This is a genomic window from Photobacterium aquae (assembly GCF_001029445.1).
GTDB lineage: Bacteria > Pseudomonadota > Gammaproteobacteria > Enterobacterales > Vibrionaceae > Photobacterium > Photobacterium aquae.
The window spans coordinates 30,316-56,253 of the sequence record NZ_LDOT01000003.1; the positions used below are offsets into that span (position 1 = coordinate 30,316).

Genomic DNA, 25,938 nt, shown 5'->3' on the forward strand with positions numbered 1-25,938 from the left:
GTACGGGCAAGAGGCTCAGCGGAACTGCTTGGCATCCGGCAGGTAGTCAAAGCCCGCCGTGGCCAACTTGGCAACAAGAGCGTCTTTGTCGATGTCGTAGTATTTTACCAACGCATCCAGATCACCGAATTCATCGCGGATCTTCATGTTGACGATGCTCATCAGCATGATCGGATCCATTTTCTCGAAATTACTCAAGTTCATTAGGCGTCCTCGTGGTCACTCATTAGCAAATTGGCTGCTGCGAAAGCGGCACGCTCACGGGTGTCTTTCGGTAGATTTTCATCAGCTGCGATGGCGTTTAGCGCGTTTACCGCACAGTGAATCGCATTGGGAATATAGCCAAGCTCGCCACCACCGATTTGGGCATAGGTCATTCTGACCAGCTCGCAGCAATCATAAACTTTCATGGTCTTTCCTTATTTGCATGGTTTTCGCCTGCCTGCACAATCGGGATATTATTGATTGGGAAAGGCTTGCGAAAACCCACTGTCACAGTGCTAGGGCGATAGGCAAAACTATACCAGAGTCAGCAGTGTTTGAACCAGCGGCCTGTTAGCGCGTGCGCTTATCTTGATAAAGGTGACGGTCGGCACGCTCAAGTAAGGCACTGGCGGTATCGCCTTTTTGGTATTCGGCAAACCCGCAGGAGCAACCAATCTTCAAGGTTTGTAGAATTGTGTCCTGTTGTGTTAGTTGCAGGATTCGGGAAAAGACCTGCATGGCTGAATCGCTGGTGGCAGGTTGGAGCAGGGCGGCAAACTCATCACCGCCAATACGGTAGCAGCGATCGGATGCACGGATTGTCTGCTTTAGCAGATTGCCGAATTGGCGGATGACCCGGTCACCGTCTGGGTGGCCGTAGCGGTCGTTGACTTGCTTGAAGTTATCGAGGTCGAACATGACCAGCACCAGGCCGACAGTTTTGCGCTCGCTGACTGCGATAGCGTGGGTCAGGTCCTGTTCAAAACAGCTTCGGTTGCCGAGGCCTGACAGACAATCTTGCAGTGCCATGTTTTTCACTTTGCGGTATTCGATACCATTGGTGAGTGGTCCGGCAAACAGGCGATGATAGGTATGCAGCAGGCTTATTTCGTCTTGATCGAGCGCATAAGGTGTGTGGTATTGCAGCTTGCCTAATTCATTGCCGTTGAATCGCAATAGGAATGTTTGGCGGTGTTCGCTGGCATCACCGCCACGGATTTGGGTTGATGTACCATCAAATTCCCAAATCAAGCGGGTGATATCAATTTGCTTTTCGATTTCTCGGGCAAATATTTCGAACAGGATCGGCAAATCAAGCTTGCCCTGAAGCTTTTGTAGGATTAACAGGCGCTGATCAGCTCCAAGAGGTTTGGCCCTTGGTTTGGTGCTGGAGCCTGCAGTGATTGAATTCCAGTGAAGTGGACCCATACCCGTATCAAAAAATCATAAAGGAAGATAACTATAGGGAATTATTACGCTTTTTCAATAGCCTGACTGTATTTGTTTCAAATATATATGACAAATTACCTCAAAATTAAGGAGTTAGAGGGAGAGGGGGGATCTCATTGGTGTTTATCAGGCAGGAGATGATATCCCCTCGGCAGTGCCTTGCGGGCTTCTTTTTTAGTTCAGAAAGTGGCGTAAAATGGCTTCATGTTCCAGAGTGTCTTCATAGCCCATGTCGATCAGGGCCTGAATATAGCCGGGTTCGAATAGTAGGTAACTGGTAATGGCGGCATCGTCCTTCGGGCTGATCCCGATAAGGCGCATCAGGGTGCGGGTCATGGGGGGAAGCTGGCCATAATGGGCTCTTGCCAGGGGCTCAAATGATTTGCTGGGACAAAGGAGGATATGGTCGATAATCCGCATTTTATGTTGCTTTTGTTCGCTTGGGCTGAAGTTCCCCAGCAGGGTGTTGGTTCGCGACAGGTTTTCCAGATCGGCGGCAAGGGTGTCGCTGAAAATGGTATCCATTAAGTGCCCGCCGAGCGCGGCAAGGCCGGGAGCCCGGGTGTGATCGGGTTGTTCGAGCTTTTGGTTGATGAGATCGATAATCAGGATTTTGTCGGCCCCCATTTTCAATGATGGCCGTAGGGGGGCTAATTGGTGGATAGACCCATCGCCATAGTAGGCTTGGCCGATCCTCGTTGCCGGGAATACGATAGGGATGGCTGCCGAGGCCAGTAGGTGATCCGTATTTAACAAAGTGCGGCGGCCTTTTGAGCGTGCCCTGTCCCAAGGTTCGATGCTGTTTTGACCTTGGAAGAAACTGACCGAATCGCCACTTTTATAACTGGAGGCGGTGATCGCGATTCCGTGGAGGTTGCCGGCGGAAATCTGTTTTTCGATTCGGTTGTAGTTGTTGACTTGATTGAGCAGGTGGCGCAGAGGACGGTTGTTGAGCAGGCCAAATGGTGGGCGGGCATGGTGGTGGGCTTGCAACCTGGCGAACCATTGATGGCCAAGAAAACCCAGCATGCCGGTAGGGCTGGTGGCAAAGATACGCCGGCTATGGAGCCGCGACCAAATCCATTCTAGTTTTTTGACGCCGAGGCGAAAACTTGAGGCATAGCAGGCTAATGCCATGGCATTGATGGCTCCTGCAGAGGTACCGCTGTAAATAGTGAAAGGGCTATGATGAACCCGAGGGTACCATTCGGCGATGGCCTTGAGCACGCCCACTTGATAAGCCGCGCGTGCACCACCACCGGTTAACAGTAAACTGATTTTTGGCGAGGTCGTCCTCATTCGCCTTTCCCGCGTTATGCTTGCATATAGTCTTCTTTTAACTTAACTATATATGAAAAAAGCACCATAAAAAAAGCCTCCACGAAGGAGGCTTTTTACAATCAGTTCGTTAGCTAATTAAGCAAGTTGTGCTTTGATATGCTCAACGATGTCAGCCATGGCAACGGCGGTCTTCTCACCAGAACGGCGGTTCTTGTACTCGAAGTTACCTTCGTCCATGCTGCGGTCGCCAATCACGATAGTGTGAGGGATACCGATCAATTCCATATCAGAGAACATCACACCTGGGCGTTCTTTACGGTCATCGAATAGGACGTCGATACCCATTGCAGTCAGTTCCGCGTATAGCTTCTCTGCCGCTTCCTGAACACGCTCAGACTTGTGCATGTTCATCGGTACGATTGCAACCTGGAATGGTGCAAGTGCGTCTGGCCAGATGATACCGTATTTGTCGTGGTTCTGTTCGATAGCAGATGCAACAACACGTGATACACCGATACCGTAGCAGCCCATTTCTAGGATCACATTCTTACCGTTTGAGTCTAGAACGCCGCAGTTCATCTTCTCAGAGTAGGTCGTACCTAGCTGGAAGATGTGGCCTACTTCGATACCGCGCTTAAGCATCAGGGTACCTTGGCCGCATGGGCTTGGGTCGCCTTCTACAACGTTACGCAGGTCAGCAACTTGGCCTAGTTCAACGTCACGACCCCAGTTGATACCGAAGTAGTGTTTGCCGTCGATGTTCGCGCCAGCGCCGAAGTCGCTCATTACCGCGACAGTGCGGTCAACGATGAACGGTAGTTCAAGGCCTACTGGGCCTAGAGAGCCTGCGCCTGCACCGATTAGTTCGCGCATCTCTTCTTCGGTTGCCATCTCTAGTGGAGAAGCAACTTCTGCTAGGTTCTCAGCTTTGATTTCGTTCAGCTCGTGGTCACCACGGATGATTAGCGCAACGATAGGTGCGTCGATTTCATCAGAGGCTTTAACGAATAGTGTTTTGACAGTTTTTTCGATTGGCAGGCCGTGCTGCTCAACCAATTCCGCGATAGTCTTCGCGTTTGGCGTATCAACCAGCGTCATCTCTTGGGTTGGCGCTGCACGCTCAACAGCAGGAGCTACCGCTTCCGCTTTTTCGATGTTCGCTGCGTAATCAGATTCTGTAGAGAATGCGATTAGGTCTTCGCCGCTTTCAGCCAGTACGTGGAACTCCTGAGAGCCGTTACCACCGATAGCGCCTGAATCAGCCAGTACAGGCCGGTATTCAAGGCCCATGCGATCGAACGCTTTACAGTAGGCATCGTGCATCGCTTGGTAAGATTTCTCTAGGCCTGCTTTGTCGATGTCAAAGCTGTATGCATCCATCATGCAGAATTCGCGTGCGCGCATTACGCCGAAACGTGGGCGGCGCTCATCACGGAATTTAGTCTGGATCTGGTACAGGTTGATAGGTAGCTGCTTGTACGAGCTTACTTCGTTGCGCACCAATGCAGTGATAACTTCTTCTGCTGTTGGGCTAAGTACAAACGGACGAACATGGCGGTCAGTAAAGCGAAGCAGTTCCGGGCCCATCTTTTCAGAGCGACCAGTCTCTTCCCATAGTTCAAACGGCTGTACAACGGGCATCAGAGTTTCGATTGCGCCTGCATTGTCGATCTCTTGACGAACGATGTTTTCGACTTTACGCAATACACGTAGACCAGTAGGCAGCCAGGTGTAAAGACCTGAAGCCAGCTTACGGATCATACCTGCACGTAGCATGAGCTGGTGGCTCACTACTTCTGCGTCGTTTGGAGTCTCCTTCAGAGTAGAAAGAAGATAATTACTGGTACGCATTGATGGTATCCGTTGGTTGATAGAGAAATAAGGGAAATGGGATTAACCCGCCGCCACCTAGGCAGTAACTGCGTAGTTTACCAGTCAAATCCCCTTTCTCCAAAGGGAACAAGCTGGAGGTGGCAGATATTTTGTGCGACTTAGTGTAGGGCAAGGACGGTGATCCCGTCATCATCGACCCTGAAGCGAACATTATAGTCGAACAGGTGAACGGCATATTCCTTGGTGTCGACCTTGCCTTTCTTATAGGCCGGGCGGGGATCTTGGGCCAGCACTTCTTCGATGACAGCCCGCTGGCGAGCAAGCTCCTTGCCGTTGAGCTGTTTTTCGGCCAGTTCGCTGAAATGCACTGCCAGCGTGGCTGGCTGCTCGCTGGCGAAACCGCCCACGGCCTGTGGCAGGCTGTCGGAATAAGGGATATAGGGCTTGATATCGATGATTGGTGTCCCGTCAACCAGATCCACCCCACCTAGCTCGATGATGACATTACTGCCTTGCTGGCGGACGCCGATCAATTCTACCGCTGACATCCCGATGCCGTTGGGGCGGAACGTCGCCCTGCTGGCAAAGACACCGATACGCTCGTTGCCGCCCAGCCGTGGTGGCCGCACGGTTGGGCGCCATCCTGCCTCGAGGTTCTGGTCAAAAAGAAATAACAGCCAAAGGTGGCTGAATTGCTCAATGCCCCTGACGGCCTCTAGGGCATTGGCCTCTCCCTGCAGGATGATTTCCGAGCGGGCGCTCGGCACGAGCCCCGGCTGGCGAGGAACGGCAAATTTTTCTTTGTAGGGGGAGCGTATCACCCCGATTGGCTCAATCTGGTATTGCATTGCATCAGGCCCAAAACAGTGTTGCGCAGACCATACCATAAAAATAGTACTTGATCTTTATTGAGAATAACTATCAAATAATATGTTATAACATAACAATTCGTGAGTTAATCGCCAGAAGGAGAGCAGTATGAAACCCGGTATTCACCCGCCATATCGCAAGGTGGTGTTTCATGATACCAGTGCCGACCAATACTTCGTGGTGGGGTCGACCTTGTCTACCGATCGGACCATTGTCTGGGAGGACGGCAAGGAATACCCCTATTTCACCTTGGATGTCTCGTCGGCCTCCCATCCGTTTTGTACCGGTAAGCAGAGGATAGTCAGGAGCGAAGGCCGGATGGCTAATTTCACCCGCCGTTTCGGCCAGTTCGGCCAATCAAAATAAGGAAGGAAAAGATGCAGGTATTGAGTTCATTGAAAAGTGCAAAAATGAGGCACCGCGACTGCCAGATTGTCAAACGTCGTGGTCGCCTATACGTCATTTGCAAATCGAATCCGCGCTTCAAGGCCGTACAGGGCGGAACGAAAAAGAAAAAATAGCACCTCATAATGAAAACGCCCCTCTGCAAGGGAGGGGCGCGATAGGTCAAATGGTATGGAATGGCTGGATTTACCAGCCTTTGACGACACCACCTTGGAAGATATCCTGCGCGGCGTTGTAAACCTCGTCGGATTGGTAGGCCTTGATGAAGGTCTGAACATTCTCGTTGTTGACGTTGTCTTCGCGGGCAACGATCAGGTTGACGTATGGGGACTCCTTGTCTTCGACGAAGACGCCGTCGCGCTCAGGGGTCAGGTTGATACTGCTGGCATAGGTATTGTTGATGATTGCCAGATCAACATCATCCAGCGAGCGTGGCAGCTGGGCTGCTTCAAGCTCTTTGATCTTGAGGTTTTTCGGGTTGTCGACAATATCAAGTACGGTCGCGGTCAAGCCTGCCCCGTCCTTGAGGGTTAGTAGCCCTTGTTGCTGGAGCAGCAGCAGCGAACGGCCAAGGTTGGTTGGATCGTTTGGCAGTGCGATCAGAGCACCGTCCTTGAGCTCATCGAGTGATTTGATCTTGCTGGAATAGGCGGCAATCGGGTAGACAAAGGTGTTGCCGGCAACGGCAAACTTGTAGCCGCGATCTTTGACTTGCTGCTCAAGGTACGGCTTGTGCTGGAACGCATTGATATCAATAGAACCTTCCTCGAGCGCCGCATTCGGCGAGATATAGTCGGTAAACGTAATTAGCTCGACATCCAGCCCGTATTTGTCCTTGGCCTGCTTGGCCGCCACCTCGGCCACTTGCTCTTCGGCACCGGCCATGACCCCAACTTTGATTTTGCTGTTGTCGACAGCCGCTTCTTTCTCACCGCAGCCGGTCAGGACAAGGGCCGATGCCAGGCCGGCAACGGCAAACAGGTTCTTTAGGTTAAACGCCATGATACTTCTCCTTGAATTGGGGTTTCCGTAATACTAGTTGGATTTTTGTTGTGTTAGTGCTTAGCGATGGTCGCAACGCTTGACCAGATGATCGCCGATGGATTGGATCAGCTGAACCAATATCACCAGCATCACCACCGTAATCATCATGACCGTGCCGTCGAAGCGTTGGTAGCCATAGCGGATACCGACGTCACCGAGACCGCCACCCCCGACGGTACCCGCCATTGCCGAATAGCTCACCAGTGTAACCAGCGTGATGGTGATGGCATTGATAATCCCCGGCAGGGCCTCAGGCAGCAGTACCTTGGTAATGATTTGGCGCGGGGTTGCCCCCATTGCCTGGGCGGCCTCGACCAGCCCGCTGGGTATTTCGAGCAGTGCCCCTTCGACGAGGCGGGCAATAAAAGGGATCGCGCCGACAGTCAGCGGGACGATGGCTGCCGCCGTGCCGATTGAGCTGCCGACCACGAACCGTGTAAACGGGATAATGGCAACCAGCAGGATAATGAACGGGATCGACCGGCCGATATTGACCACGGCCCCGAGCACCTTGTTCACGGCCGGATTGGCAAGCAGGCCGTTGGCCTTGGTCAGGTGCAACGCAACCCCGACCGGGATACCGATGGCAAAGCCGATCAGGGCTGAGGCAAATACCATGATCAGGGTCTGGCCTAGGGCATCAATGAGCAATTCGACCAGCCGCTGGTTGTCGGCCCACCATAGGGTTAGGGAATCAAGCCACATAGCCAAGTACCTCCACGTTAACGTTATGGTCGCGCATGAAGGCGATAGCCTGCTCTGCGGCTTGTTCGGTGCCGAAGAACTCGGCCAGCATCAGGCCGAACTTGACGCCGCCGGCGTAGTCCATGTCGGCGCTTAGAATGTTGACATCAATATTGAACTCGCGGGCAACCTGAGAGATCAACGGGGCATCCACGGAGGTACCGGTGAATTCCAGCCTGACGAGCGGGTAGCTGTTGTCTGTCCGCTGGGCCATCATCCGGGCGCGGTAGTCTTCGGGAATAGACAAATCCAATGTCGAGCGGATGAAGTTGCGCGCCAGTTCCGTTTTAGGGTGGGCGAAGATATCGCCGACCGGCCCTTTTTCGACCAGTTCGCCATCACCGATAATCGCGACTTCCGAGCAGATTCCTTTGACGACATCCATTTCATGGGTGATCAGCAAAATAGTTAGGCCAAGCTGACGGTTGATGGTTTTGAGCAGCTCGAGGATTGACTGGGTGGTGGCTGGATCAAGGGCACTGGTCGCCTCGTCGCACAGCAGTACTTTGGGATCCGACGCCAAGGCCCGGGCGATCGCAACGCGTTGCTTCTGGCCACCGCTGAGGTTGGACGGGTAGCTGTCATGCTTGTCGCCAAGGCCAACAAGATCCAATAACTCGTGAACCTTGCTTTGGATAGCGGGCTTGGGTAAAGAGGCCAGCTCGAGCGGCAGGGCAACATTGTCAAACACCGTCCGGGATGACAGCAGGTTGAAATGCTGGAAGATCATCCCGATTTTGCGACGCGCTTGAGTCAGCTCGTTGCCGGGAAGTTGGGTTAGATCAATGCCATCGACGATCACCTGTCCGCTGGTGGGCCGCTCAAGTAGATTGACGCAGCGGATCAGGGTGCTCTTGCCGGCACCCGAAGAACCGATGACACCGAAGATGGTGCCTTGCTCTATGGTCAGGTTGATATCACGCAGCGCGTGGATCTCCTTTTCCCCTTGATAGAACACCTTGTTAACTCTGCTTATTTCTATCATCGTTCGTCCTGAATCCTATATCGAGTCATTTGTGTATGGTCAATCCTGACTACTGCCGATATATTGTGGTGCTGTAGCGTGTGTTTGCATAATTATTGCAATGTAAACAGTTTGTTTGTCAATCGCATTATTTGTTTCGATGCTATTGGTTAAGATAAAGCAAGTCAATAGATATTTTTACGTCTGGACGTCTAAATGTCTTTATTGCTATTTGATGGGCGGGAGGGGCTTGATGGTACGTAAGCCATCAAAGCAGGTGAATCCCAAGGGCAGCCATGCCATAATTTGAGCCATCATTGAAATTTCCATAAAACAGAGGGCTTTCGCTTGGCCAAACCAGCAGTATTTATCGATCGTGATGGCGTTATTAATATCGACCATGGCTATGTCCACACCGTCGATGATTTTGAATATGTAGAAGGTGTGTTCGAAGCGTGCAAGAAGCTCAAAGATATGGGCTACCTGCTAGTGCTGGTCACTAACCAGGCCGGTATTGCCCGCGGGATGTATAGCGAAGATGAGTTCCTGACCCTGACTGAGTGGATGGACTGGAATTTCGCAGACAATGGCGTTGAGTTCGACGGCATTTATTACTGCCCGCATCATGCCACAGAAGGCAAGGGTGAATACCTGCAAGATTGCAGCTGCCGTAAGCCTAAACCGGGTATGTTTATCTCGGCTCGTGACTTCTTGAAAATCGATATGTCCCAGTCGGTGATGATCGGCGACAAGACCGATGACATGAAAGCGGCTGCCGCGGCGGAGGTTGCGACCAAAATTCTTGTGCGCACCGGCAAACCGGTAACGGAAGAAGGCGAGACGTTGGCAGACGTTGTACTAGATAGCGTTGCTGATGTACCAGCATGGCTTGCTGCACGTTGATATAGCGCTCAGCCAAAGTGTGAATATGAAAAGCCGCCGATGCGGCTTTTTTTGTGTATGACAGATTGAACATAAATGTGGTGAGTTTGACTAATTTGAGAATAATTCTGCCACGGCAAACCATGGTTTATAGGTGATGCTCGGTTTTTCTCGTCCTCGGCCTGACGAGGGGGATAAGACGAAAAAAAGGGAAGCAAGTGCTTCCCAAAGTGTGTGACTGACTCACACATGAATTAATGGGGGGACTGCTAGCCGTCATTCGTCACGGCCAGCAGGGTCGGGGATCAGCCTTGCTCTTTGAGAAAGGCGATCCAAGGGGTAGCAACCGCCTTCATGTCATTGGATTTCGCTGCCAGTTGCATGGCCTGCAGGGCACTGCTTGGCTGGTTGAGTTCGAAAAATGCCATTCCGCGAAGGTAAGCCAATTCGGCACGGTCATCGGCAGATGCCCCCGGTGCAGCCTTGGCCGCAAACTGCGTGGCCGATTTGAATTGCTTGGCTTGAATCATCAGTCGGGCGATCATGATTTGGTTCTTGAAGCTAGGTGACAAATCATATGCCTTGCGATAGGCGACTATCGCATCGTCGAGCTCTTTGGCTTGCTGCCAAAAGCTGCCCAGTCGCTCATAGTTTTTCTTGTCAGCGGTAATATTGCCGTTGCTCATCTCCTTTTTCAGAGTAGTAGCTGCCCGGAACGGAACGCCTCGGTAGGCTTGGAAATTGACCAGGCGCAGAAACTCCTTCTCGTCATCAAGTAACCCCATCTTGTAGGCCGCTTCCAGCGTTGCCAGTGCGTTTCGCTCCTGATTCAGCTCCATATAGACGCCAGATAGTTGCATCCAGTAACGTTTTTTCTGCGGGTACAAGGTTGTTAGGGTTTTAAGCACCCCGGCGACACTCTTGTACTGCTTCAATTCGTAATGGGAGGCAACCAGCAACAAGTACCAAGACTCACTGGGCTTTTTGGTCATCGCGATAGCTTGTTTGGTTGGTGTAATCGCATTTCTGTAATCACCCAGCTGAACATAGGCGCTGGCAAGGGTGATATAGGCATGGGCCTGCGGTTTTTCTTCTGTCGTTTTGGCGATCTTGAACCACTGTTTCATGGTCACGACTGATTGTTTGTACTTCTCTTCGGCGAGGTAGAGTTGGGCCAAACTGTAGCGTACTTGCTGCGCTACGGGGACGGGCAGGGCGTCGAGTTTAAGCGCTTTGGCGAAATACTGTGCCGCCTTGGGGTAATTGTCTTTGAGGGAGTACAAGAACCCCATTTGCTGCAACAGGACAGCCCTGTCGTATTTGCGTGACTGGGTGTTTTCCAGAGCCCCGTTAAGCTTGGCAATGGCATCGCCGTAGCGTTCGGTGGCAATCAGTTCCTGAACTTTGTTGACGGTTCGAAACGTACGATCGCTGAGCTCGGGGGTGCTGGCCGTAGCCGGTGCCGCGAGGGCACCGGTTACGAGGAAAAACGAAGCCAGCAAGTGTTGGTAACATTTGTTCATTGTTGACTCCTTATCCTTAGTTCACGGAAAACTCGATTTCTTGTGAAAGGCGAGCATCGACCGGTTTGCCGTCCACTTGTTTTGGCTTGAATGTCCATTTCGCGACAGTTTTCTTCGCAGCGCGTCCGAGCCCCAGCCTACGCGGGTTCTCTTTGAGGATTTTGATATCCTCGACGCCGCCACGGGCATTGACGGTGAACTCAAGCAGTACCATGCCTTTCTCCAAGCCACTTTTGGCCGCCTTGCGAGGCATTTGTGGTTGGAACGTTGCCAGAGGCACCGGCCCGCCGCTACCGGCCATTTGGGCTCCGCCCCCTTGGCTGTAATGACCTAGGACCGAGCCGCCGGTGACGTTGACGGGCAGGTCCAGTTTGGGCATATCCATCGGGATCTGCTCCATAACTGGCTTGACCGTCGAGGTGACTTTCATCTCCGGTGGCGGGGGCGGCCGCTTGGGTGGCGGAGGTTTTGGCAGTTCGCGTTTTTTCTCCTGTATTTTCTCTTCTGATTTGACGCGAATGAAATCAACCATACGTAAGTCATCATTCGACACCAGTTCGTGGCGCTCTTTGTTTACCAGCTTGTCCATTCCCCAGAACAGGCTGAGGGAGACAACGAGCGCCAGTGCTAATGAGACCAGATACCGCATAGGCCTAATCCTTATTGGTTGCGGCGATGGAGATGCTTTGGACACCTGCCATTCTGATCTGATCCATGACCTTCACGACCACGCCGGACTTGGCTTCTTCATCGGCCTGGATAACCACCGCACCATCCGGGCTTTCGGCTCGTAGGCGTTCGATGTTGGCGCGTACCGCGTCGACCTCTACCCGTCGCTTGTCCACCCAGACATCGCCGGCGGCTCCGACAGCAACCATGATGTTGCCTTTCTTCACTGTTTGCGCCGTGTTGGCGCTGGGGCGGTTGACATCAATACCGGCCTCCTTGACGAAGGACGTTGTTACGATAAAGAAGATCAGCATGATAAACACGATGTCGAGCATCGGGGTCATATCGATAGCTGCTTCGTCACTACTGTCACTGCTGTAACGTCTTTTCATGACCTATACCTCTAATTCCGTTTACTCAGGCAATATGCTTCAACTTGTCTTCCAGCTTCTGGGTGGAGACTTTGGCGAGGTGGTCGAGTCGGGAGCTGAAGAACAGCCCCGAGAGCGAGGCGACCATGCCTGCCAGTGTTGGTATTGTTGCCTTTGAGATGCCCGACGCCATTGCGCGGGGACTGCCTGTTCCTGTTACCGCCAAAATATCGAACACTTGAATCATACCGACGACGGTACCGAGCAGGCCGAGTAGTGGGCACAGTGCGATCAGCACTTTGATGATCGGCAGACCGCGCTTGTTCTCGATATCCTGCATCGACACGATTTCCTGACGGATTGCCTTGGCATTCCAGCTCTTGTGTTCGTGACGGGCCGTCCATGCGGCCTCGGCTTTTTTTATGGCCCGGGGTAGGACGGCGGCGAAATAGAACCAGCGCTCGAGCATCACGCTCCACAGCATGAAGCTGAGTACAAAGATGGCCATGAGTACATCGCCGCCCATCCCCAGGAAGCGCCTGATTGATTCAAGCTCTTCGATTATCCACCACATAGTGCCTCCTTAGCTGTCGGCAGCGTGCAGTTTTTCCTGATAGCGTGCGATAAAGCCAGCACTTTGCTCTTCAAGCATTTGTACCAAGCGGCGGCTCTTGCTGTGTACCAGGGTGTAGAAGAACAGCAGCGGGATAGCAACGACCAGACCCAGCATGGTGGTAACCAGTGCTTCGGAAATACCGCCGGCCATTAGCTTAGGATCACCGGTGCCGAATAGGGTAATGGCCTGGAAGGTACCGATCATCCCCATCACGGTGCCGAGTAGGCCGAGCAGCGGAGCAACCGAGGCGAATAGTTTGATTGCGCCGACAAAGCGCTCGATGCTTGGTGCATTGCGCAGGATGACCTCATCCATTTTGGCTTCCAGATCCTCGAGGTTGTCGCCTTTGTGGCCCTGATAGGCTTCGATGATTTCGCCCAGAGGGTTGCCTGGGATAACCGTATCTGTCTTGGTTTGTCTACGCATCTTGCTGCCGATCAGCGTCAGGCGCAGGAAGCAGAACAGGGCGATTAGCGCACCGAGTGCACCCATGCCGAGGATCACATAACCGACAATCCCCCCTTGGTCGATACGCTCTTGGACGGTCGGGCTTTGTACCAGCAGCGACAGGATCACACCGCGTGACGGGTCGATAAATAGCGGTTCATAGCTACCACTGGCGGCTTCGAAGCCCGGAACATTACGCATGATGTTCTTGCTTGGCTGGCGTGACAGCTCTTCGAACTTGCCTGTCTGGGTAACGTAGGTCACGTATTTGCCATCGGCGATGGCGTTGAACTCTCCGATCAATGTGACATCGCGTACGGCCTCTTTGCCTTCGCCATAAACGACGGTGGCCGGCAGGGTTGAGGTTTCGCCTGATACGACGATTTGCTGCAAAATGGTATGCCAGAAGTTTTCGAGTTCAGCGGTAGAAGGTAGCTCCTTGCTTTCGGACAGCTTGGTCAGTAGCACATCACGCTCTGGGAACTGCACGGCATTTTGCGAAGCGGCAAACAGGCCCTTGAATTCGCCCGCATACTGGCGGACGACACCAAACATTTCGCCCAGCGTACCGGAGCGCTGGCGCAGGGTTTCGGTTTGGACGGTCAGTTCCTTGTCGTTGACATCGAACGTGGCCTTGAGCTCGTCGCCACGGTTGGTTTCTGCCGCCAATTCGGCACGAGCCTGCTTGAGCAATGCGGCTTGCTGGTTGCGGTTGGCCCTGAACTCAGCCTCGCGTTGCTTGTTTTCCTTTGATTCTACGATGCTGTCTGACTTGACGGTTTTCAGCAGTTCGGAAAGCGATGCCGGGTTTGCAGCCTGAACCGGCGACGTAAGCATCAGGCCGGTCAGCAGGGTTGCGGTTAGTGATTTAAATCCTTTCATTATCCTTCCTCCCCGGCGAACACTGGTAGCTTAATCAGAGCTGGTGGCGCTTGCTTCTTGGCAATACGCAGTCCTTGCTGTACCGCGATGCGGTAGCTTTGCGGCAGTTTTTCCCATTGGCGGGTCTGCTGGTTCCACAAGCCTGTTTCACCGCCGTCAGGTGATTGGTAGAGCAGGGCGGTGCGGCCGATGCGAAGAAAGTCGAACGTAACGGTCTCGCCATTGCGTTCCAAGCTGGCCTTGTAGGATTCAATTGAGCGGGAGAAGCCCTCTTCGATTTGGTAGGCCTCCATTACCTTGCGGAATTTCTCGGATGTGGTGACATCAGCACGATCCATCAGCGCGCGCAGTTCTTCTACGCGGGTAATTCGCTCTTCGTTTTGGAATGGCAGATCAAGGGCGACGAACTCGTCGAGGGCATCGATCATTTTGAGCATCAGCGGCACCACTTCCATCGCCGTCTGGTCAATCTGGGCGATCTGGCGGTTGAGCGAATCCAGCTCTTCTTGCTGTGAGCTCACCATCCGGCCGATTTGCTCGTTGTACACTTTCATGCTGTCAATTTGGCGCAGCAGGCCCTTGTATTCGGCGAGCATGGCGTCAGTACTGTCGGCATACTTGTCGATTTTTGCCTGTGAAGCCTCTGCCGTTTTGGTCGCTTTGGCCTGTGTCGCAACCACAGCGCCTGAGTTAGTGGCCAAGGCCGCGGTACTCATTGTGAGCATGGCGGCAGTCATCGCACTAACGCCAAAGTCCTTTAAGGTCATAGTTGCATCCTTGTCATTGTGTTAGTCAGTCTGTAAAAAAGGGCGCGGGCTCTACCCGCGCCGGGTTTGTTATTAGAAGTCGTATGAACCTTCGATATAAACCTGTCGGCCGACTGGATCATCGTAGGTGTAGGCATAGAACGGAGACGTATCGCTGAGCGGATCAGCGGGTGGCGTCTTGTCAAACAGGTTGATTGCGCCCAGTGTGACTCGGCCGTTCTCGTTGAATTCGTACGTTGCCGTTAGGTTCCACGTGGTCATGCTGGAAATGTCGGCATTGAACCCCGCATCCTTGGCATCTTGGCAGGTATCGAAGTAGTACTGGTTTGCATACTCTGAACACATGCTGTCACGGTACTTACCAAACAGGTTTACGGCGTACTCGTTGTAGTTCCAGCCAAGGTTCAGTGTCGCGGTGTACTCCGGCTCGAAATCAGTCTCGTCGATCACCGGCTCGCTGTCGTTTTCCTGCTCTTCGGCGATCAGGATTTTGGTCAGAGCCAAGCGTGATGAGAACGAGCCATAATCATCGCTGTCGTAGCCGTAGCTGACGGCCAGATCGATCCCGGAACGTTTTTTCATCGCCTGATTGACAGGACCGTAGGAGACATAGTTAATCGTGCCATCCGGGTTACGGTTAACCTCGGTACCTGGGTATTTGCCAGGGTCGTTGATGACGTCTTGATAGGTGGGGGCATCGACCACGTCTTCCATCTCGATGTGGTACCAGTCAAGGGTAATGCCCAGGTCGTCCACGGGCTCCCAGACAATACCGAGGTTGATATTGGTACTGGTTTCTTCTTTGAGCTCCGAGTTCGGGCCGTTCACAATATCGAAGTATTGCGTGTCACATTCTGGGATGGACTGGTTAGGGCCATTACCGCCGGCAGCCTCACACAGAACGGGGTCAAAACCAGAGCCGAAACCTTTGGTCGCCTCACCGAACAGGCGCTTCAGATCCGGGGCGCGGAAACCGAGACCGTAGCTACCACGTAACAGCAGGGTATCCGTCGGGCGGTAGGCCAGCGCGACTTTGGGTGTAAATGCGCCGCCTGTGGCCGAATCATCGAAATAGTGGTCATAGCGGCCAGCAAGGGTCATTTCCAGCTCATCGATGATCGGGATCAGCACTTCGACACCCAGACCGATCTGGTCACGGTCACCGCCACCGGATGTGCCGCCAAGCCCCGAGAACCCGCCTGCTGCCGTGACGGCATCAATGGTTTCAAGGTAATCAGTGCGGTTCCATTCGCCATAGATGGCAAAACCGGAGGTGCCTGCTGGCAGCTCGATCAGATCCCCGGCAAACGAGCCGTTGATCGAGTACAGCTTGGAGTAGGCTTCTTTGGTGGATGTCCCCGAATATTTGTCGACAACCGATTGAGAGATTGGGCCGAGTAGGTCGACATCCCCATCCTGAACGGCTTGGTCAAGAGTGGTGTAGATTGCTGGGTTGTCGGTATCGACGGTCTGCTCTGAGTAACTGGCATAGATTTCCCAGTCGTAGGCGTCGTTGAGCAGGCCGGTCAATCCCGTGGTCAGGCCGAAAGATTGTGCTTCGGTGTTGCTCTCGCGTCCGCCGAATTCAACCATCCGGCGATTGTACTCACCGGCGCCGCGAAAGTGGGTATCATCAACCTTGACACTGTACGGATTGGGTTCGAACGTCGATTCGGTAGATTTGTAACCGTAGCGCGCTTCGGCCATGGCTGTGATGTTGTCGTTGATGTCGTATTCACCACGAAGCAGTAGGTCTACCTGCTTGTTCTCTGGCTTGAGGGAACGGTAGGCCGAACGGTTGAAACCACACTTGCCGTCGGCACGCTCGATACCGGCATCACCGACAACGGCTTTACAGTCATCCGGGCGCAGGTGAGATCCGTCTGTACCGTAGAAGTTTGCGCCGTAGCTTGAGTATCCGCTTAGCTGAGAGCGGTTCGAACCGTCATCGCCAGCCCAGTCTCGATCCGTTTGCTGGAGCATTTCATTACCGGCGAACTGGCCGATGAACAATACGCGCTTATCGTCAAAATCCTTGCCTGCAACAATATCGATACGACCGTTTTGGTAGTCACCGTCTGTTGCGTCACCGTAACGGGTTTTAACCGAAACGCCATCGAAGTCTTTTTTCAGGATAAAGTTGACGACGCCACCAATGGCATCAGAGCCGTAGATGGCCGAGCCTGAGTCAGTCATCACTTCGACACGTTCGATCGCCCCTACCGGGATCTGTCCGATATCTTGAAAGTTCGATGTGCCATTTTCTGCCAGTGGATACTGGGGTAGACGACGTCCGTCAATCAATACCAGGGTACGGGAAGCGCCTAGGCCTCGAAGGTTCACAGACTGTGCAGCTGGCGTGAAAGAAAATGAATTAGTCTGTGCTAGAGCGCCACCAGTATTCTGGGTCAAGCTGTTAAGGATATCTTGGGCACTGTTGAAGCCTTTTGACTCGATATCCTTGCTGCTGATCACGGTCAGTGGTGACGGACCTTCCATGTCCGTTGTCGAGATCCGAGAGCCGGTTACTTTCATTTTCTGCAGTTGTTCTACTTGTTGCTCTTCTGCCTGTGCAACTGGAACCCAAAGGGTTGAGCCCAGTGCAAGGCCAATGGCAACAGATAATGCTGTTGTCTTCTTATTCATCCTTGCTGCTCCATTTTTTCTTCTTCCTGCCTATCGGCCAATCTTTGGCCTCAACAAACATTAACTTTTCGTTAACGTTGCGAGCCAAGGTATACATGAAGCAAAAATAGGAAGTCAAACCAGTGCGTTTGATGTGTTAGTAAATGCAAAACATTATAAAAACCTAAAAATAGACATCTTACTTAGTTGTTATTTTGTTAAGTGTTTTCTGTTCGGTGTTATATCCCGTACGGAGGGTTGTTTCGACATCGTTCGGCATAACTGACGTTAATTTCAGGTATTTTCGTAAAAATAGTGATATGAACCATAATTCAAACCGTATATGGCTTATGATCATTCATGTTGGTTTGATGTTAAATTATGCGGCGAATGCCACTTGGGTATTCTTCCCGGGGAGAGGAGGTGCTTTTTACCGAGAGGGGTTAACAATGAGTTATTCCTCTTAGGAATGTTTTGGGGTTGTTAATCTATTCATCTATCTTGAATGTAGAGAATATATAATCCTTATTACAGGATGCTGTTCTGTGTTGGATTTTGGCTTTTTTTGGTTTTTTATAATTTTTTTACAATTGAATGCTCATTGTTGAAAAATGTGACATCATTGGGTCAAAATCGTTAACCTATCTTGAGGGTAGGTGTATTTCACTGTAATTATGGCTCTACAAAAAATAATTAATGCTCTTGTGAGGCATTGAAAAACTGGAATTGTTCAGGATGAACAGAAATATTCGTTGCACACTGCTAGTGGCTTTAATCATCTAATTGCTGGGTGTGGTATTTATTATTTAAAGCCGAATAGACATGGAGTTAGTTGAGGCATGCTGTCATATTTTTTACGCCGGATGGCGTTAGTTATCCCCACCTTTCTTGGTATTACGATTCTAATTTTCACTATTACACGTTTTGTACCTGGAGGGCCTGTCGAGCGGATGCTTGCAAACATGCAAGCACAGGGTGATGGTGCTGCGGCGATGACATCTGCGGGTGGGAATTCTGCCTTGTCTGAAGATCAAATCGCTGAGCTCAATGCCTTTTATGGGTTGGATAAACCTGCATTTGAGGCATATACCGAGTGGTTGGGAAAATTAATGGTGTTGGATCTTGGTGAATCAACCCGTTATTACGAACCCGTTTCAGAAATGATTGCTGAGCGTTTGCCTGTTTCTTTATTTTATGGCGGGATGACCTTCTTTATTAGCTATTTCATTTCAATCCCACTGGGTTATTACAAAGCACTCAAGCACGGTTCGGTGTTTGACTCTGGATCTTCCGTCCTGATATTTGTCGGCTATGCCTTGCCTGGGTATGTGGTCGGCGTCCTTCTTATTACTTTATTTAGTTATCACTTGGAATGGTTCCCGATGGGAGGCTTTGTCGGTGATGATTTTGATGATTACGAAACGTTTGTTGAACGTGCCAAGGATGTAATGTGGCATGCGGTATTACCACTTATTTGTTATTTGATTGGTGATTTTGCCACGCTCACGATGACGATGAAAAATAACCTGATGGAGAATTTGTCATCGGATTATATTCGCACGGCGATTGCCAAGGGGTTGCCATTTAAAAAAGCGGTGCGTAAGCATGCATTGCGAAACAGTCTGATCCCTATTGCAAGTCATTTTGGCAATTCTTTGCTGTTTTTCATGACTGGATCTTTCCTCATCGAAGTTATTTTTAATATCGACGGTATTGGTTTGTTGGGATACGAATCGATCATGGAGCGTGATTATCCTGTTGTGATGGGGATAGTGGCTATCAATGCCGCGATGCTATTGGTGGGCAATATTATTTCGGACATGTGTGTTGCCTTGGTTGATCCACGAGTGAAGTTTGGAGCGTAGCCATGCTGAATCTTAATCCACTTACCCTGAAGAAGATTAAACGCTTCAAAGAAATCAAACGCGGCTATTGGTCATTCCTGATTTTGTCTGTGTTGCTGGTGTTGTCTCTTTTTGCCGAATTGCTCATCAACAGCAAGGCATTGGTAGTGAAGTATAACGGTGAGTATAGCTTTCCTGTTCTTACTGGGGTCCGCTTCGGCAGTGAGTTCGGCCAGGCGTCGGCGAGCGAGGCTGATTATCGTGCCCTGCAACAAACCTTTGCCAAGGAAGATGGCGATAACTACGTCATTATGCCGTTAGTGCCTTGGAATCCGTATGAACAGGATTTTTCGTCAGGCAGTTATCCGCCTAACCCGCCGAGTGCGGCGGATAAGCACTATTTGGGTACGGATGTTATTGGTCGCGATATTCTTGCTCGACTTGTCTATGGCTTTCGTACCGCAATGGGGTTTGCCTTGCTCACCATGGCGATTTCGTATGCTATCGGTACGGCGGTAGGGTGTGCGATGGGCTTTTTCGGCGGTAAGTTTGATCTTTTTGTCCAGCGTCTTATCGAAGTGTGGTCAATGGTGCCTTTCCTGTATGTGATCATGATTTTGGTGTCCATTACCCAGCCGACATTTACGTTGTTTGTCGCCATCAATGTCTTGTTTGGATGGATGGGAATGACGTGGTACATGCGGACTATGACCTATAAGGAATCTGCCCGTGAGTACGTGATGGCTGCCAAGGCTTTGGGGGCATCGACAGGTCGCATTCTGTTCAATCATATATTGCCCAATACCATGGTTATGATTGTGACACTGGCACCGTTCACTATTGCAGCCAATATTACCGCGCTAACGGCATTGGACTATCTCGGTTTGGGGTTGATGCCACCGACACCGAGCTGGGGGGAGTTGCTCCAACAGGGTAAGTCGAACCTTGATTCGCCGTGGATTGTTTCTTCGGTCGTTGCATCGATTGTATTGGTTTTGGTGATGGTGACTTTTATAGGCGAAGCTATTCGTGCGGCTTTCGATCCGAAGAAATTTACCCGCTATGTTTAATAGCTCAGCGAGACAAGGATGTAATTATGAATAATAACAATAAACATACGGTTGCAGCGCTAGCAATCGCAATGGTGACTTTGAGTCCGTCAGTCTTTTCCTCCGCATTACCGTCAGATTTGACTTGGATCTCGAACCTTGATGAGCCTTTGTTTGCTTCGCCAGAGGCCAAACGCGGCGGTACTTACCGTACATATATGAGGAGTTTTCCCCAGACGCTTCGCAGTGTAGGGCCAGATGCCAACTCGGGCTTGCGCCATTATTTTATGGATGAAGTCCCCAAGCTTGCCCATAGTCACCCTATCACCGGCAAATGGATCCCGCAGTTGGCCTTGGCTTGGGCGTTTGGTGATGACCACAAAACGGTATATTTCAAGCTTGACCCTAATGCGACGTGGTCGGACGGCGAGAGGGTAACGGCCGATGACTACCTGTTTATGCTCAAGTACTACCGTTCGAAAGACATCATCGACCCTTGGTACAACGACTTTTTTACCAACCATATCGATACTATTGAGAAAATAGATGATCACACCATAGTGATCCGCGCCAAGGTAGCAAAAAGCCATGATGAGTTGATGTATATGATCAACTTGCCGAGCAATGGCTTGCAGCCTCGTCCAGAGCATTTCTTTAAGGTCGGCAAGGATGAGAATAACGACGGTATTGATGATAATTTCGTTCGAAAATACAACTTCAAGGCTGAGCCGACAACCGGGCCGTACTATCTCGATAAGGTGAAGAAAGGCAAAAGCATTACGTTTAAGCACGTAGGGAAAGACTGGTGGGGGTACAGCAATAAATATTACCAGCATCGGTACAACGTAGATAAGATCCGAATCCGTGTTATCCGGGATATGGATATAGCTAACAAGCACTTTGAAAAAGGTGATTTGGACAGCTTTATGTTGGTTTTGCCGGATCTGTGGCATGAAAAATCCAATACGGAACCTTATCAGAACGGCTACATCCATAAAGTCTGGGGCTACAACCAAGTGGTGCAGGGCGCCGGAGGTTTGTGGATGAACACCGCCACCCCCCTGCTGGGCGACATCAACGTCCGTCGCGGGATCACCTATGCGACCGACTTCGATGGCTTGATCAAAAATGTATTGCGCGGCGATTACCTTCGTAAACCGCATGGTTTCGGCACTGGCTACGGTGACTATGGCCTGAGCAATTTGACACCGCCGCCTTTCGCGCCGCAAAAAGCAATTCGTTATTTTGAAAAGGCGGGATTTACCCAGATTGGTGCTGACGGAATCCGTCTGAACGGTAAAGGCGAACGCCTGACATTTTCAGTTACCTATAGCAGCCCTGCCCGCACCCCGCGTGTGGCATATTTGAAAGAGCAGGCCAAGCAAGCCGGATTGGAATTGACCCTCAATTTGGTCGATGGTTCGTCGGCGTTTAAATATATTCTCGAGAAGAAGCATGAGCTGGCATATTTGACCATGTCGGGAGGCAAGATCCCGGCTTACTGGGAGTATTTGCACTCATCCAATGCCAAGCCTCAAACCAATAATCATACCAATTACCGTTCGGCAGAGATGGACGAGAAGATTGCGGCATACCTTGCTGAGTTTGATACCAAGAAAAAGCAGGCAATTTCCCATGATATCCAGAAAATGAGTGCGGATGCCTTTTTGGTCGTTCCTGGTTATATGGCCCCGTTCACCCGCGAAGCTTATTGGCGCTGGATGAAGTTCCCGACGCCCGCGATGACAAAGGAGACCCACTATCTGTTTTCGAATTCTCTGTATTTGACGTTGGGTACGTACTGGATTGATCTGGATGTAAAAAAAGAAACGAAGTCGGCCATGAAAAAAGGGAAGACGTTTGAGCCGGTTGTTGTCGTTGACGATACCTACAAGCCGTAGAGTAGGAGAGGAAAGATGCAGGACGATATCATTTTGAGCGTGCGGGATTTAGAAACGGAATTTACCACCGATGATGGTGTGGTAAAGATCCTGCATGGAGTCACCTTCGACGTACGCAAAGGACGTACTCTTGGGATTGTTGGTGAGTCGGGATGCGGTAAGAGCGTGACATCCATGTCAATCATGGGGTTGCTACCCAAGCCCTATGGGCGAGTTGTCGGAGGGCAGATCCTTTATCGAGGAACAGATCTGGTGACATTGCCCGCCGAGGAAATGTACGCCATGCGTGGCGACCGTATTTCGATGATTTTCCAAGATCCGATGACGGCACTGAACCCGGTCCATACGGTTGGTCGCCAGATTAATGAAGTCCTCGAGCTGCATCGCCCTGATTTGGATAAGGCCCAGCGTGACGAGTATTCGCTCGATATGCTCAAGAAAGTCAAAATTCCTATGCCGGAAAAAAGGCTGAAGGAGTATCCGCATAATTTGTCCGGGGGGATGCGCCAGCGGGTGATGATTGCGATGGCACTGGCGTGCAAACCTGACATACTTATTTGTGATGAGCCGACGACTGCGCTGGACGTGACCGTTCAGGCTTCTATCTTGGAACTGATAGATGAGTTGCAGGAGGAAACTGGGATGTCGGTGATTTTCATTACCCATGACTTGGGCGTTGTTGCCGAGATTTGTGATGATGTGGCTGTGATGTATGGCGGTAAAGTGGTGGAATATGCGGATATTTTTGATCTTTTTGATAGCCCCAAGCATCCGTATACCGAGAGGTTGATGGGATTGATGCCAAGTTTGGACAGCCAGCCAAAGCAACCAATAGAAATAAAACCGATTGATACCACCTTGTTTCCGGAATTCAAGGGATAGCCTAGTGACAGAGGGAGGATGTAATGACAGAGCTATTAAGGATTGAGAACCTCAAGCAGCACTTTGTCTCGGGTAAAGGATTATTTAAAAAAGGCTATACAGTTAAAGCTGTCGACGGGGTTTCGTTTTCTGTCGCCCAGGGAGAAACATTAGGGCTGGTTGGTGAATCAGGCTGTGGAAAAAGCACATTGGGACGGACGATCCTCAAATTGTATGAACCGACGGAGGGCAAGATCTATTTTGAAGGCAAAGATATTACAGGCTTGTCGACAAAAGAGATGCGTCCTTTGCGAAAGGATCTTCAAATCGTTTTTCAGGATCCGATGGAGTCTCTGAACCAGCGCCATACCGTAGGTATGATTCTTGAAGAGCCTTTTGTGATTCATAAAATTGGTACATCGACAGAGCGCAAGCAGTGGGTGGAAGAACTGCTGGTCAAGGTTGGCCTTCCTGCTGAAGCGGCTAATCGTTATCCCCATGAGTTCTCCGGTGGCCAGCGACAGCGGATAGGTATCGCCCGTGCGATTGCATTAAAACCCAAATTATTGATCTGTGATGAGTCGGTATCGGCCTTGGATGTTTCGGTGCAAGCGCAAATCCTAAATCTTTTGCTACAACTCCAAAAAGAGATGAATCTGGCTATTATCTTTATCTCTCATGATCTGTCGGTGGTGAAGCATATCTCTGATCGTGTTGCTGTTATGTATTTTGGCAAAATTGTCGAGATGGGACCTGCTCAGGAGATTTACAGCAATCCTCAAGCGGATTACACCAAGACCTTGTTGTCGGCGATACCGATCACCCACCCGAAAAACCGCAAGCGTAAACGACGTCTGGAAAATAAGCCCAATGTCGCTTAACAGCAAATAATAAAAATCAGGCTTTCAACAGGAAGGAGAAAAGATGAAAAGGACGTTATTAGCGACAACTCTGCTGTTCCCCGTCGTTGCATGGTCCGCCTTGCCAGATGATGTGGAATGGTTGACCAATAATGATGAGCCGTTATTTGCATCTCCAGAGGCGAAGTTCGGTGGGACATTGCGTACCTCCATCGCTAGTTTCCCCCAAACATTTCGGACGGTTGGTCCTGATGGAAATGGGGCATTTCGGGTGTGGTTGTTAGATAAGCAGCCACAATTGCTGCAGCGCCATCCTGATACGCTCAAATACATCCCTGATATTGCTACTCACTGGGCTTTTGGGGACGATGATAAGACTATTTATCTGAAATTGAATCCAGCGGCGAAATGGTCAGACAGCAAGCCCCTGAAAGCGTCAGATTTTAGCTATATGCTTAAGCTCTATCGCTCGAAAGACATTATTGATCCGTGGTTCAATACCTATTACAGCACGCAAATTGAACGCATTGATGCGCTTGATGATCATACCGTTGAAATCGTATTCAGTAAGGAAATGGATCATGATGCGCTTTTATACTTTACGCACCGCCTGAAACCACGCGCCGAACATTTTCTCAAGCCGAGAGCAGATAAGAATAACGATGGCGTCGATGATAATTTTGTCCGCCGATTTAACTTTAAGCCAGAGCCTACAATGGGGGCTTATTACGTTGGCAAAATCAAGAAAGGTAAGTCGATTACCATGCTGCATGTCGGCGAGGATTGGTGGGGGTACAGTAACCGGTATTACCAGAATCGCTATAATGTAGAAAAAGTGCGTATCAAAGTGATCCGTGATAACGACATTGCATTTAAGCACTTTGAAAAGGGCGATCTTGATATCTATAGGCTGGGGCGTGCAGAGCTTTGGTATGACAAGAGTCAGTCTGAACCTTTCAAGAAAGGTTATATCCATAAGTTTTGGGGATATAACCAGATGGAGATCGGAGCCGGAAGTTTTTGGCTGAATACCGCCAGGCCGATGCTTGATGATATCAATGTGCGTAAGGGTATTGCGCTGTCATTGAATGTAGATGGCTTGAATGAAAATATTTTCCGCGGGGATTATAGCCGTAAGCCTAATGGGCTAGGTATTGGTCAGGGGGCATTTACGAATACGGATTTATCTCCTCTGCCTTTTGATATTGCGTCGGCAATTAAGTCGTTTGAATTAGCTGGTTTTACTCATGTTGGCAGCGATGGGATCAGGAGCAATGCTAAAGGTCAGCGTTTGAGTTTTGCTGTGACCTATAGTCACCAGATTGTCACCCCGCGATTGGCATATTTGAAAGAGCAAGCGAAGGCGGCCGGCTTGGAGTTGACCATGAATCTCGTGGATGGTTCGTCGGCATTTAAGTACGTGCTTGAGAAAAAGCATGAGATATCTTATCACAGCATGGGAACCGCCCCCCGCCCACAGTATTGGGAGTATTTCCACAGCGCAAATGCAGGCAAGCCTCAGAACAATAATTTTACCAACTATAGTACGCCTGAGTTGGATGTGTTGATTATGCAATACCGTAGTGTCTTTTCGACGAGCGAAAAAGAAAGGTTGTCTCGTGAAATTCAGCAGCAGGTTCATGATGCGACAGTAATCGTACCTGGTGTGATGTCTCCGTATATTCGAGAGGGTTACTGGCGTTGGATGAAATATCCGGCCAATCCGATGCAGAAGAAGACCGAAGCGCTGTTTACTATCGGTCGGTTGGATGATTTCGGCGTCTATTGGATAGATCAGGATGTGAAGAAGGCAACGTTGAAGGCGGTTAAGAAGGGGCAAGCGTTCGAGCCTGTGACGGTGGTGGATAAGCGATACAAGCCGTAAATCCTATTATATCGTTCAAACAACAGGTGTAGCGTATCGCTGCGCCTGTTGTTTTTTATACTGATTAAACACTTTTGGTTGTTTATTGTTCGTTTGGTTTGTTTCGTTGAATTTATTTCATTTTGGGTATTGCCAGTGCGCTCGAAGTCTCTATAATGCCGCCTCACTGACACGGACAACG

The 25,938-nt window shown here is 50.7% G+C and carries 25 protein-coding genes; 9 read left to right on the plus strand and 16 right to left on the minus strand.

The genetic code is table 11. The features are described 5' to 3' along the window. Nucleotides 1-15: 15 nt before the first annotated feature. From ABT56_RS03890 to tsaA, 6 genes are all read right to left on the minus strand, one after another. Nucleotides 16-204 (minus strand): DUF4250 domain-containing protein, encoded by a 189-nt coding sequence (locus tag ABT56_RS03890; protein WP_047877559.1) that lies wholly within the window; start codon nucleotides 202-204, stop codon nucleotides 16-18. Next, entirely contained in the window at nucleotides 204-410 is a 207-nt protein-coding gene (locus ABT56_RS03895; protein ID WP_047877560.1) for a YaeP family protein, read from the minus strand. Before ABT56_RS03895 ends, ABT56_RS03890 begins: the two co-directional genes overlap by 1 nt. 145 nt (nucleotides 411-555) lie before the next feature. Next, nucleotides 556-1,413, minus strand: a complete 858-nt coding sequence (locus ABT56_RS03900; RefSeq protein ID WP_047877561.1) for a GGDEF domain-containing protein — start codon at nucleotides 1,411-1,413, stop codon at nucleotides 556-558. 195 nt (nucleotides 1,414-1,608) lie between these two features. Then, nucleotides 1,609-2,733, minus strand: a complete 1,125-nt coding sequence (locus ABT56_RS03905) for a patatin-like phospholipase family protein (protein WP_047877562.1) — start codon at nucleotides 2,731-2,733, stop codon at nucleotides 1,609-1,611. Between the two features lie 117 nt (nucleotides 2,734-2,850). Next, on the minus strand, nucleotides 2,851-4,566 hold the full coding sequence (locus ABT56_RS03910; RefSeq protein WP_047877563.1) for a proline--tRNA ligase: 1,716 nt from the start codon (nucleotides 4,564-4,566) through the stop codon (nucleotides 2,851-2,853). A gap of 140 nt (nucleotides 4,567-4,706) precedes the next feature. Continuing rightward, nucleotides 4,707-5,396 carry a tRNA (N6-threonylcarbamoyladenosine(37)-N6)-methyltransferase TrmO gene (tsaA, locus tag ABT56_RS03915; protein WP_047877582.1) on the minus strand — a complete coding sequence of 230 codons (690 nt, stop codon included), beginning with the start codon at nucleotides 5,394-5,396 and terminating at the stop codon, nucleotides 4,707-4,709. A gap of 130 nt (nucleotides 5,397-5,526) precedes the next feature. On the opposite strand from tsaA, the gene ABT56_RS03920 reads away from it, so the two are divergent. Continuing rightward, on the plus strand, nucleotides 5,527-5,784 hold the full coding sequence (locus ABT56_RS03920; protein ID WP_047877564.1) for a type B 50S ribosomal protein L31: 258 nt from the start codon (nucleotides 5,527-5,529) through the stop codon (nucleotides 5,782-5,784). An 11-nt stretch (nucleotides 5,785-5,795) separates the two neighbouring features. After that, nucleotides 5,796-5,939, plus strand: coding sequence for a type B 50S ribosomal protein L36 (gene ykgO / locus ABT56_RS03925; protein ID WP_047877565.1), 144 nt, complete (start codon nucleotides 5,796-5,798; stop codon nucleotides 5,937-5,939). Between the two features lie 70 nt (nucleotides 5,940-6,009). Here the strand turns inward: ykgO and ABT56_RS03930 are convergent, their stop codons facing one another. The 3 genes from ABT56_RS03930 to metN are packed head-to-tail and all read right to left on the minus strand — an operon-like array spanning nucleotide 6,010 to nucleotide 8,596. Next, nucleotides 6,010-6,825 carry a MetQ/NlpA family lipoprotein gene (locus ABT56_RS03930; RefSeq protein ID WP_047877566.1) on the minus strand — a complete coding sequence of 272 codons (816 nt, stop codon included), beginning with the start codon at nucleotides 6,823-6,825 and terminating at the stop codon, nucleotides 6,010-6,012. 60 nt (nucleotides 6,826-6,885) lie between these two features. Continuing rightward, nucleotides 6,886-7,572, minus strand: coding sequence for a methionine ABC transporter permease (locus tag ABT56_RS03935; RefSeq protein WP_047877567.1), 687 nt, complete (start codon nucleotides 7,570-7,572; stop codon nucleotides 6,886-6,888). Further along, nucleotides 7,562-8,596 carry a methionine ABC transporter ATP-binding protein MetN gene (gene metN, locus ABT56_RS03940; protein ID WP_047877568.1) on the minus strand — a complete coding sequence of 345 codons (1,035 nt, stop codon included), beginning with the start codon at nucleotides 8,594-8,596 and terminating at the stop codon, nucleotides 7,562-7,564. Before metN ends, ABT56_RS03935 begins: the two co-directional genes overlap by 11 nt. A gap of 327 nt (nucleotides 8,597-8,923) precedes the next feature. Between metN and gmhB the strand changes: the two genes are divergently transcribed. Then, nucleotides 8,924-9,478, plus strand: a complete 555-nt coding sequence (gmhB, locus tag ABT56_RS03945; RefSeq protein ID WP_047877569.1) for a D-glycero-beta-D-manno-heptose 1,7-bisphosphate 7-phosphatase — start codon at nucleotides 8,924-8,926, stop codon at nucleotides 9,476-9,478. A gap of 284 nt (nucleotides 9,479-9,762) precedes the next feature. Here gmhB and ABT56_RS03950 read toward each other — a convergent pair whose 3' ends face one another. The 7 genes from ABT56_RS03950 to ABT56_RS03980 form a co-directional block, all read right to left on the minus strand. Next, nucleotides 9,763-10,980 carry a tetratricopeptide repeat protein gene (locus ABT56_RS03950; RefSeq protein ID WP_047877570.1) on the minus strand — a complete coding sequence of 406 codons (1,218 nt, stop codon included), beginning with the start codon at nucleotides 10,978-10,980 and terminating at the stop codon, nucleotides 9,763-9,765. 16 nt (nucleotides 10,981-10,996) lie between these two features. Then, entirely contained in the window at nucleotides 10,997-11,629 is a 633-nt protein-coding gene (locus ABT56_RS03955) for an energy transducer TonB (protein ID WP_047877571.1), read from the minus strand. Between the two features lie 4 nt (nucleotides 11,630-11,633). Further along, complete coding sequence (locus ABT56_RS03960; protein ID WP_047877572.1) at nucleotides 11,634-12,041, minus strand: ExbD/TolR family protein; 408 nt, start codon at nucleotides 12,039-12,041, stop codon at nucleotides 11,634-11,636. A 25-nt stretch (nucleotides 12,042-12,066) separates the two neighbouring features. Next, nucleotides 12,067-12,594, minus strand: a complete 528-nt coding sequence (locus ABT56_RS03965) for a MotA/TolQ/ExbB proton channel family protein (RefSeq protein WP_047877573.1) — start codon at nucleotides 12,592-12,594, stop codon at nucleotides 12,067-12,069. Nucleotides 12,595-12,603: 9 nt separating this feature from the next. Further along, nucleotides 12,604-13,965: a MotA/TolQ/ExbB proton channel family protein gene (locus ABT56_RS03970; protein WP_047877574.1), complete on the minus strand. Its 1,362-nt coding sequence runs from the start codon at nucleotides 13,963-13,965 to the stop codon at nucleotides 12,604-12,606. Beyond that, nucleotides 13,965-14,732, minus strand: coding sequence for a DUF3450 domain-containing protein (locus tag ABT56_RS03975; protein ID WP_047877575.1), 768 nt, complete (start codon nucleotides 14,730-14,732; stop codon nucleotides 13,965-13,967). The genes ABT56_RS03970 and ABT56_RS03975 overlap by 1 nt, the downstream gene beginning before the upstream one ends. Before the next feature lie 72 nt (nucleotides 14,733-14,804). Beyond that, a complete protein-coding gene (locus ABT56_RS03980; protein ID WP_047877576.1) occupies nucleotides 14,805-17,378 on the minus strand; it encodes a TonB-dependent receptor in 2,574 nt (857 codons plus the stop codon). Between the two features lie 818 nt (nucleotides 17,379-18,196). Between ABT56_RS03980 and ABT56_RS03985 the strand changes: the two genes are divergently transcribed. From ABT56_RS03985 to ABT56_RS04010, 6 genes are read left to right on the plus strand one after another with little or no spacing between them, the layout of a single operon-like run. After that, nucleotides 18,197-19,222, plus strand: a complete 1,026-nt coding sequence (locus tag ABT56_RS03985; protein WP_047877577.1) for an ABC transporter permease subunit — start codon at nucleotides 18,197-18,199, stop codon at nucleotides 19,220-19,222. 2 nt (nucleotides 19,223-19,224) lie between these two features. Then, complete coding sequence (locus ABT56_RS03990) at nucleotides 19,225-20,271, plus strand: ABC transporter permease (protein WP_047877578.1); 1,047 nt, start codon at nucleotides 19,225-19,227, stop codon at nucleotides 20,269-20,271. Nucleotides 20,272-20,297: 26 nt separating this feature from the next. Beyond that, nucleotides 20,298-22,151 (plus strand): extracellular solute-binding protein, encoded by a 1,854-nt coding sequence (locus tag ABT56_RS03995; protein ID WP_047877579.1) that lies wholly within the window; start codon nucleotides 20,298-20,300, stop codon nucleotides 22,149-22,151. A gap of 15 nt (nucleotides 22,152-22,166) precedes the next feature. Beyond that, nucleotides 22,167-23,033 carry an ABC transporter ATP-binding protein gene (locus ABT56_RS04000; protein ID WP_084722148.1) on the plus strand — a complete coding sequence of 289 codons (867 nt, stop codon included), beginning with the start codon at nucleotides 22,167-22,169 and terminating at the stop codon, nucleotides 23,031-23,033. 23 nt (nucleotides 23,034-23,056) lie between these two features. After that, complete coding sequence (locus tag ABT56_RS04005; protein WP_084722149.1) at nucleotides 23,057-23,893, plus strand: ABC transporter ATP-binding protein; 837 nt, start codon at nucleotides 23,057-23,059, stop codon at nucleotides 23,891-23,893. A gap of 43 nt (nucleotides 23,894-23,936) precedes the next feature. Further along, nucleotides 23,937-25,757 (plus strand): extracellular solute-binding protein, encoded by a 1,821-nt coding sequence (locus ABT56_RS04010; RefSeq protein WP_047877580.1) that lies wholly within the window; start codon nucleotides 23,937-23,939, stop codon nucleotides 25,755-25,757. Nucleotides 25,758-25,938 lie beyond the last annotated feature (181 nt).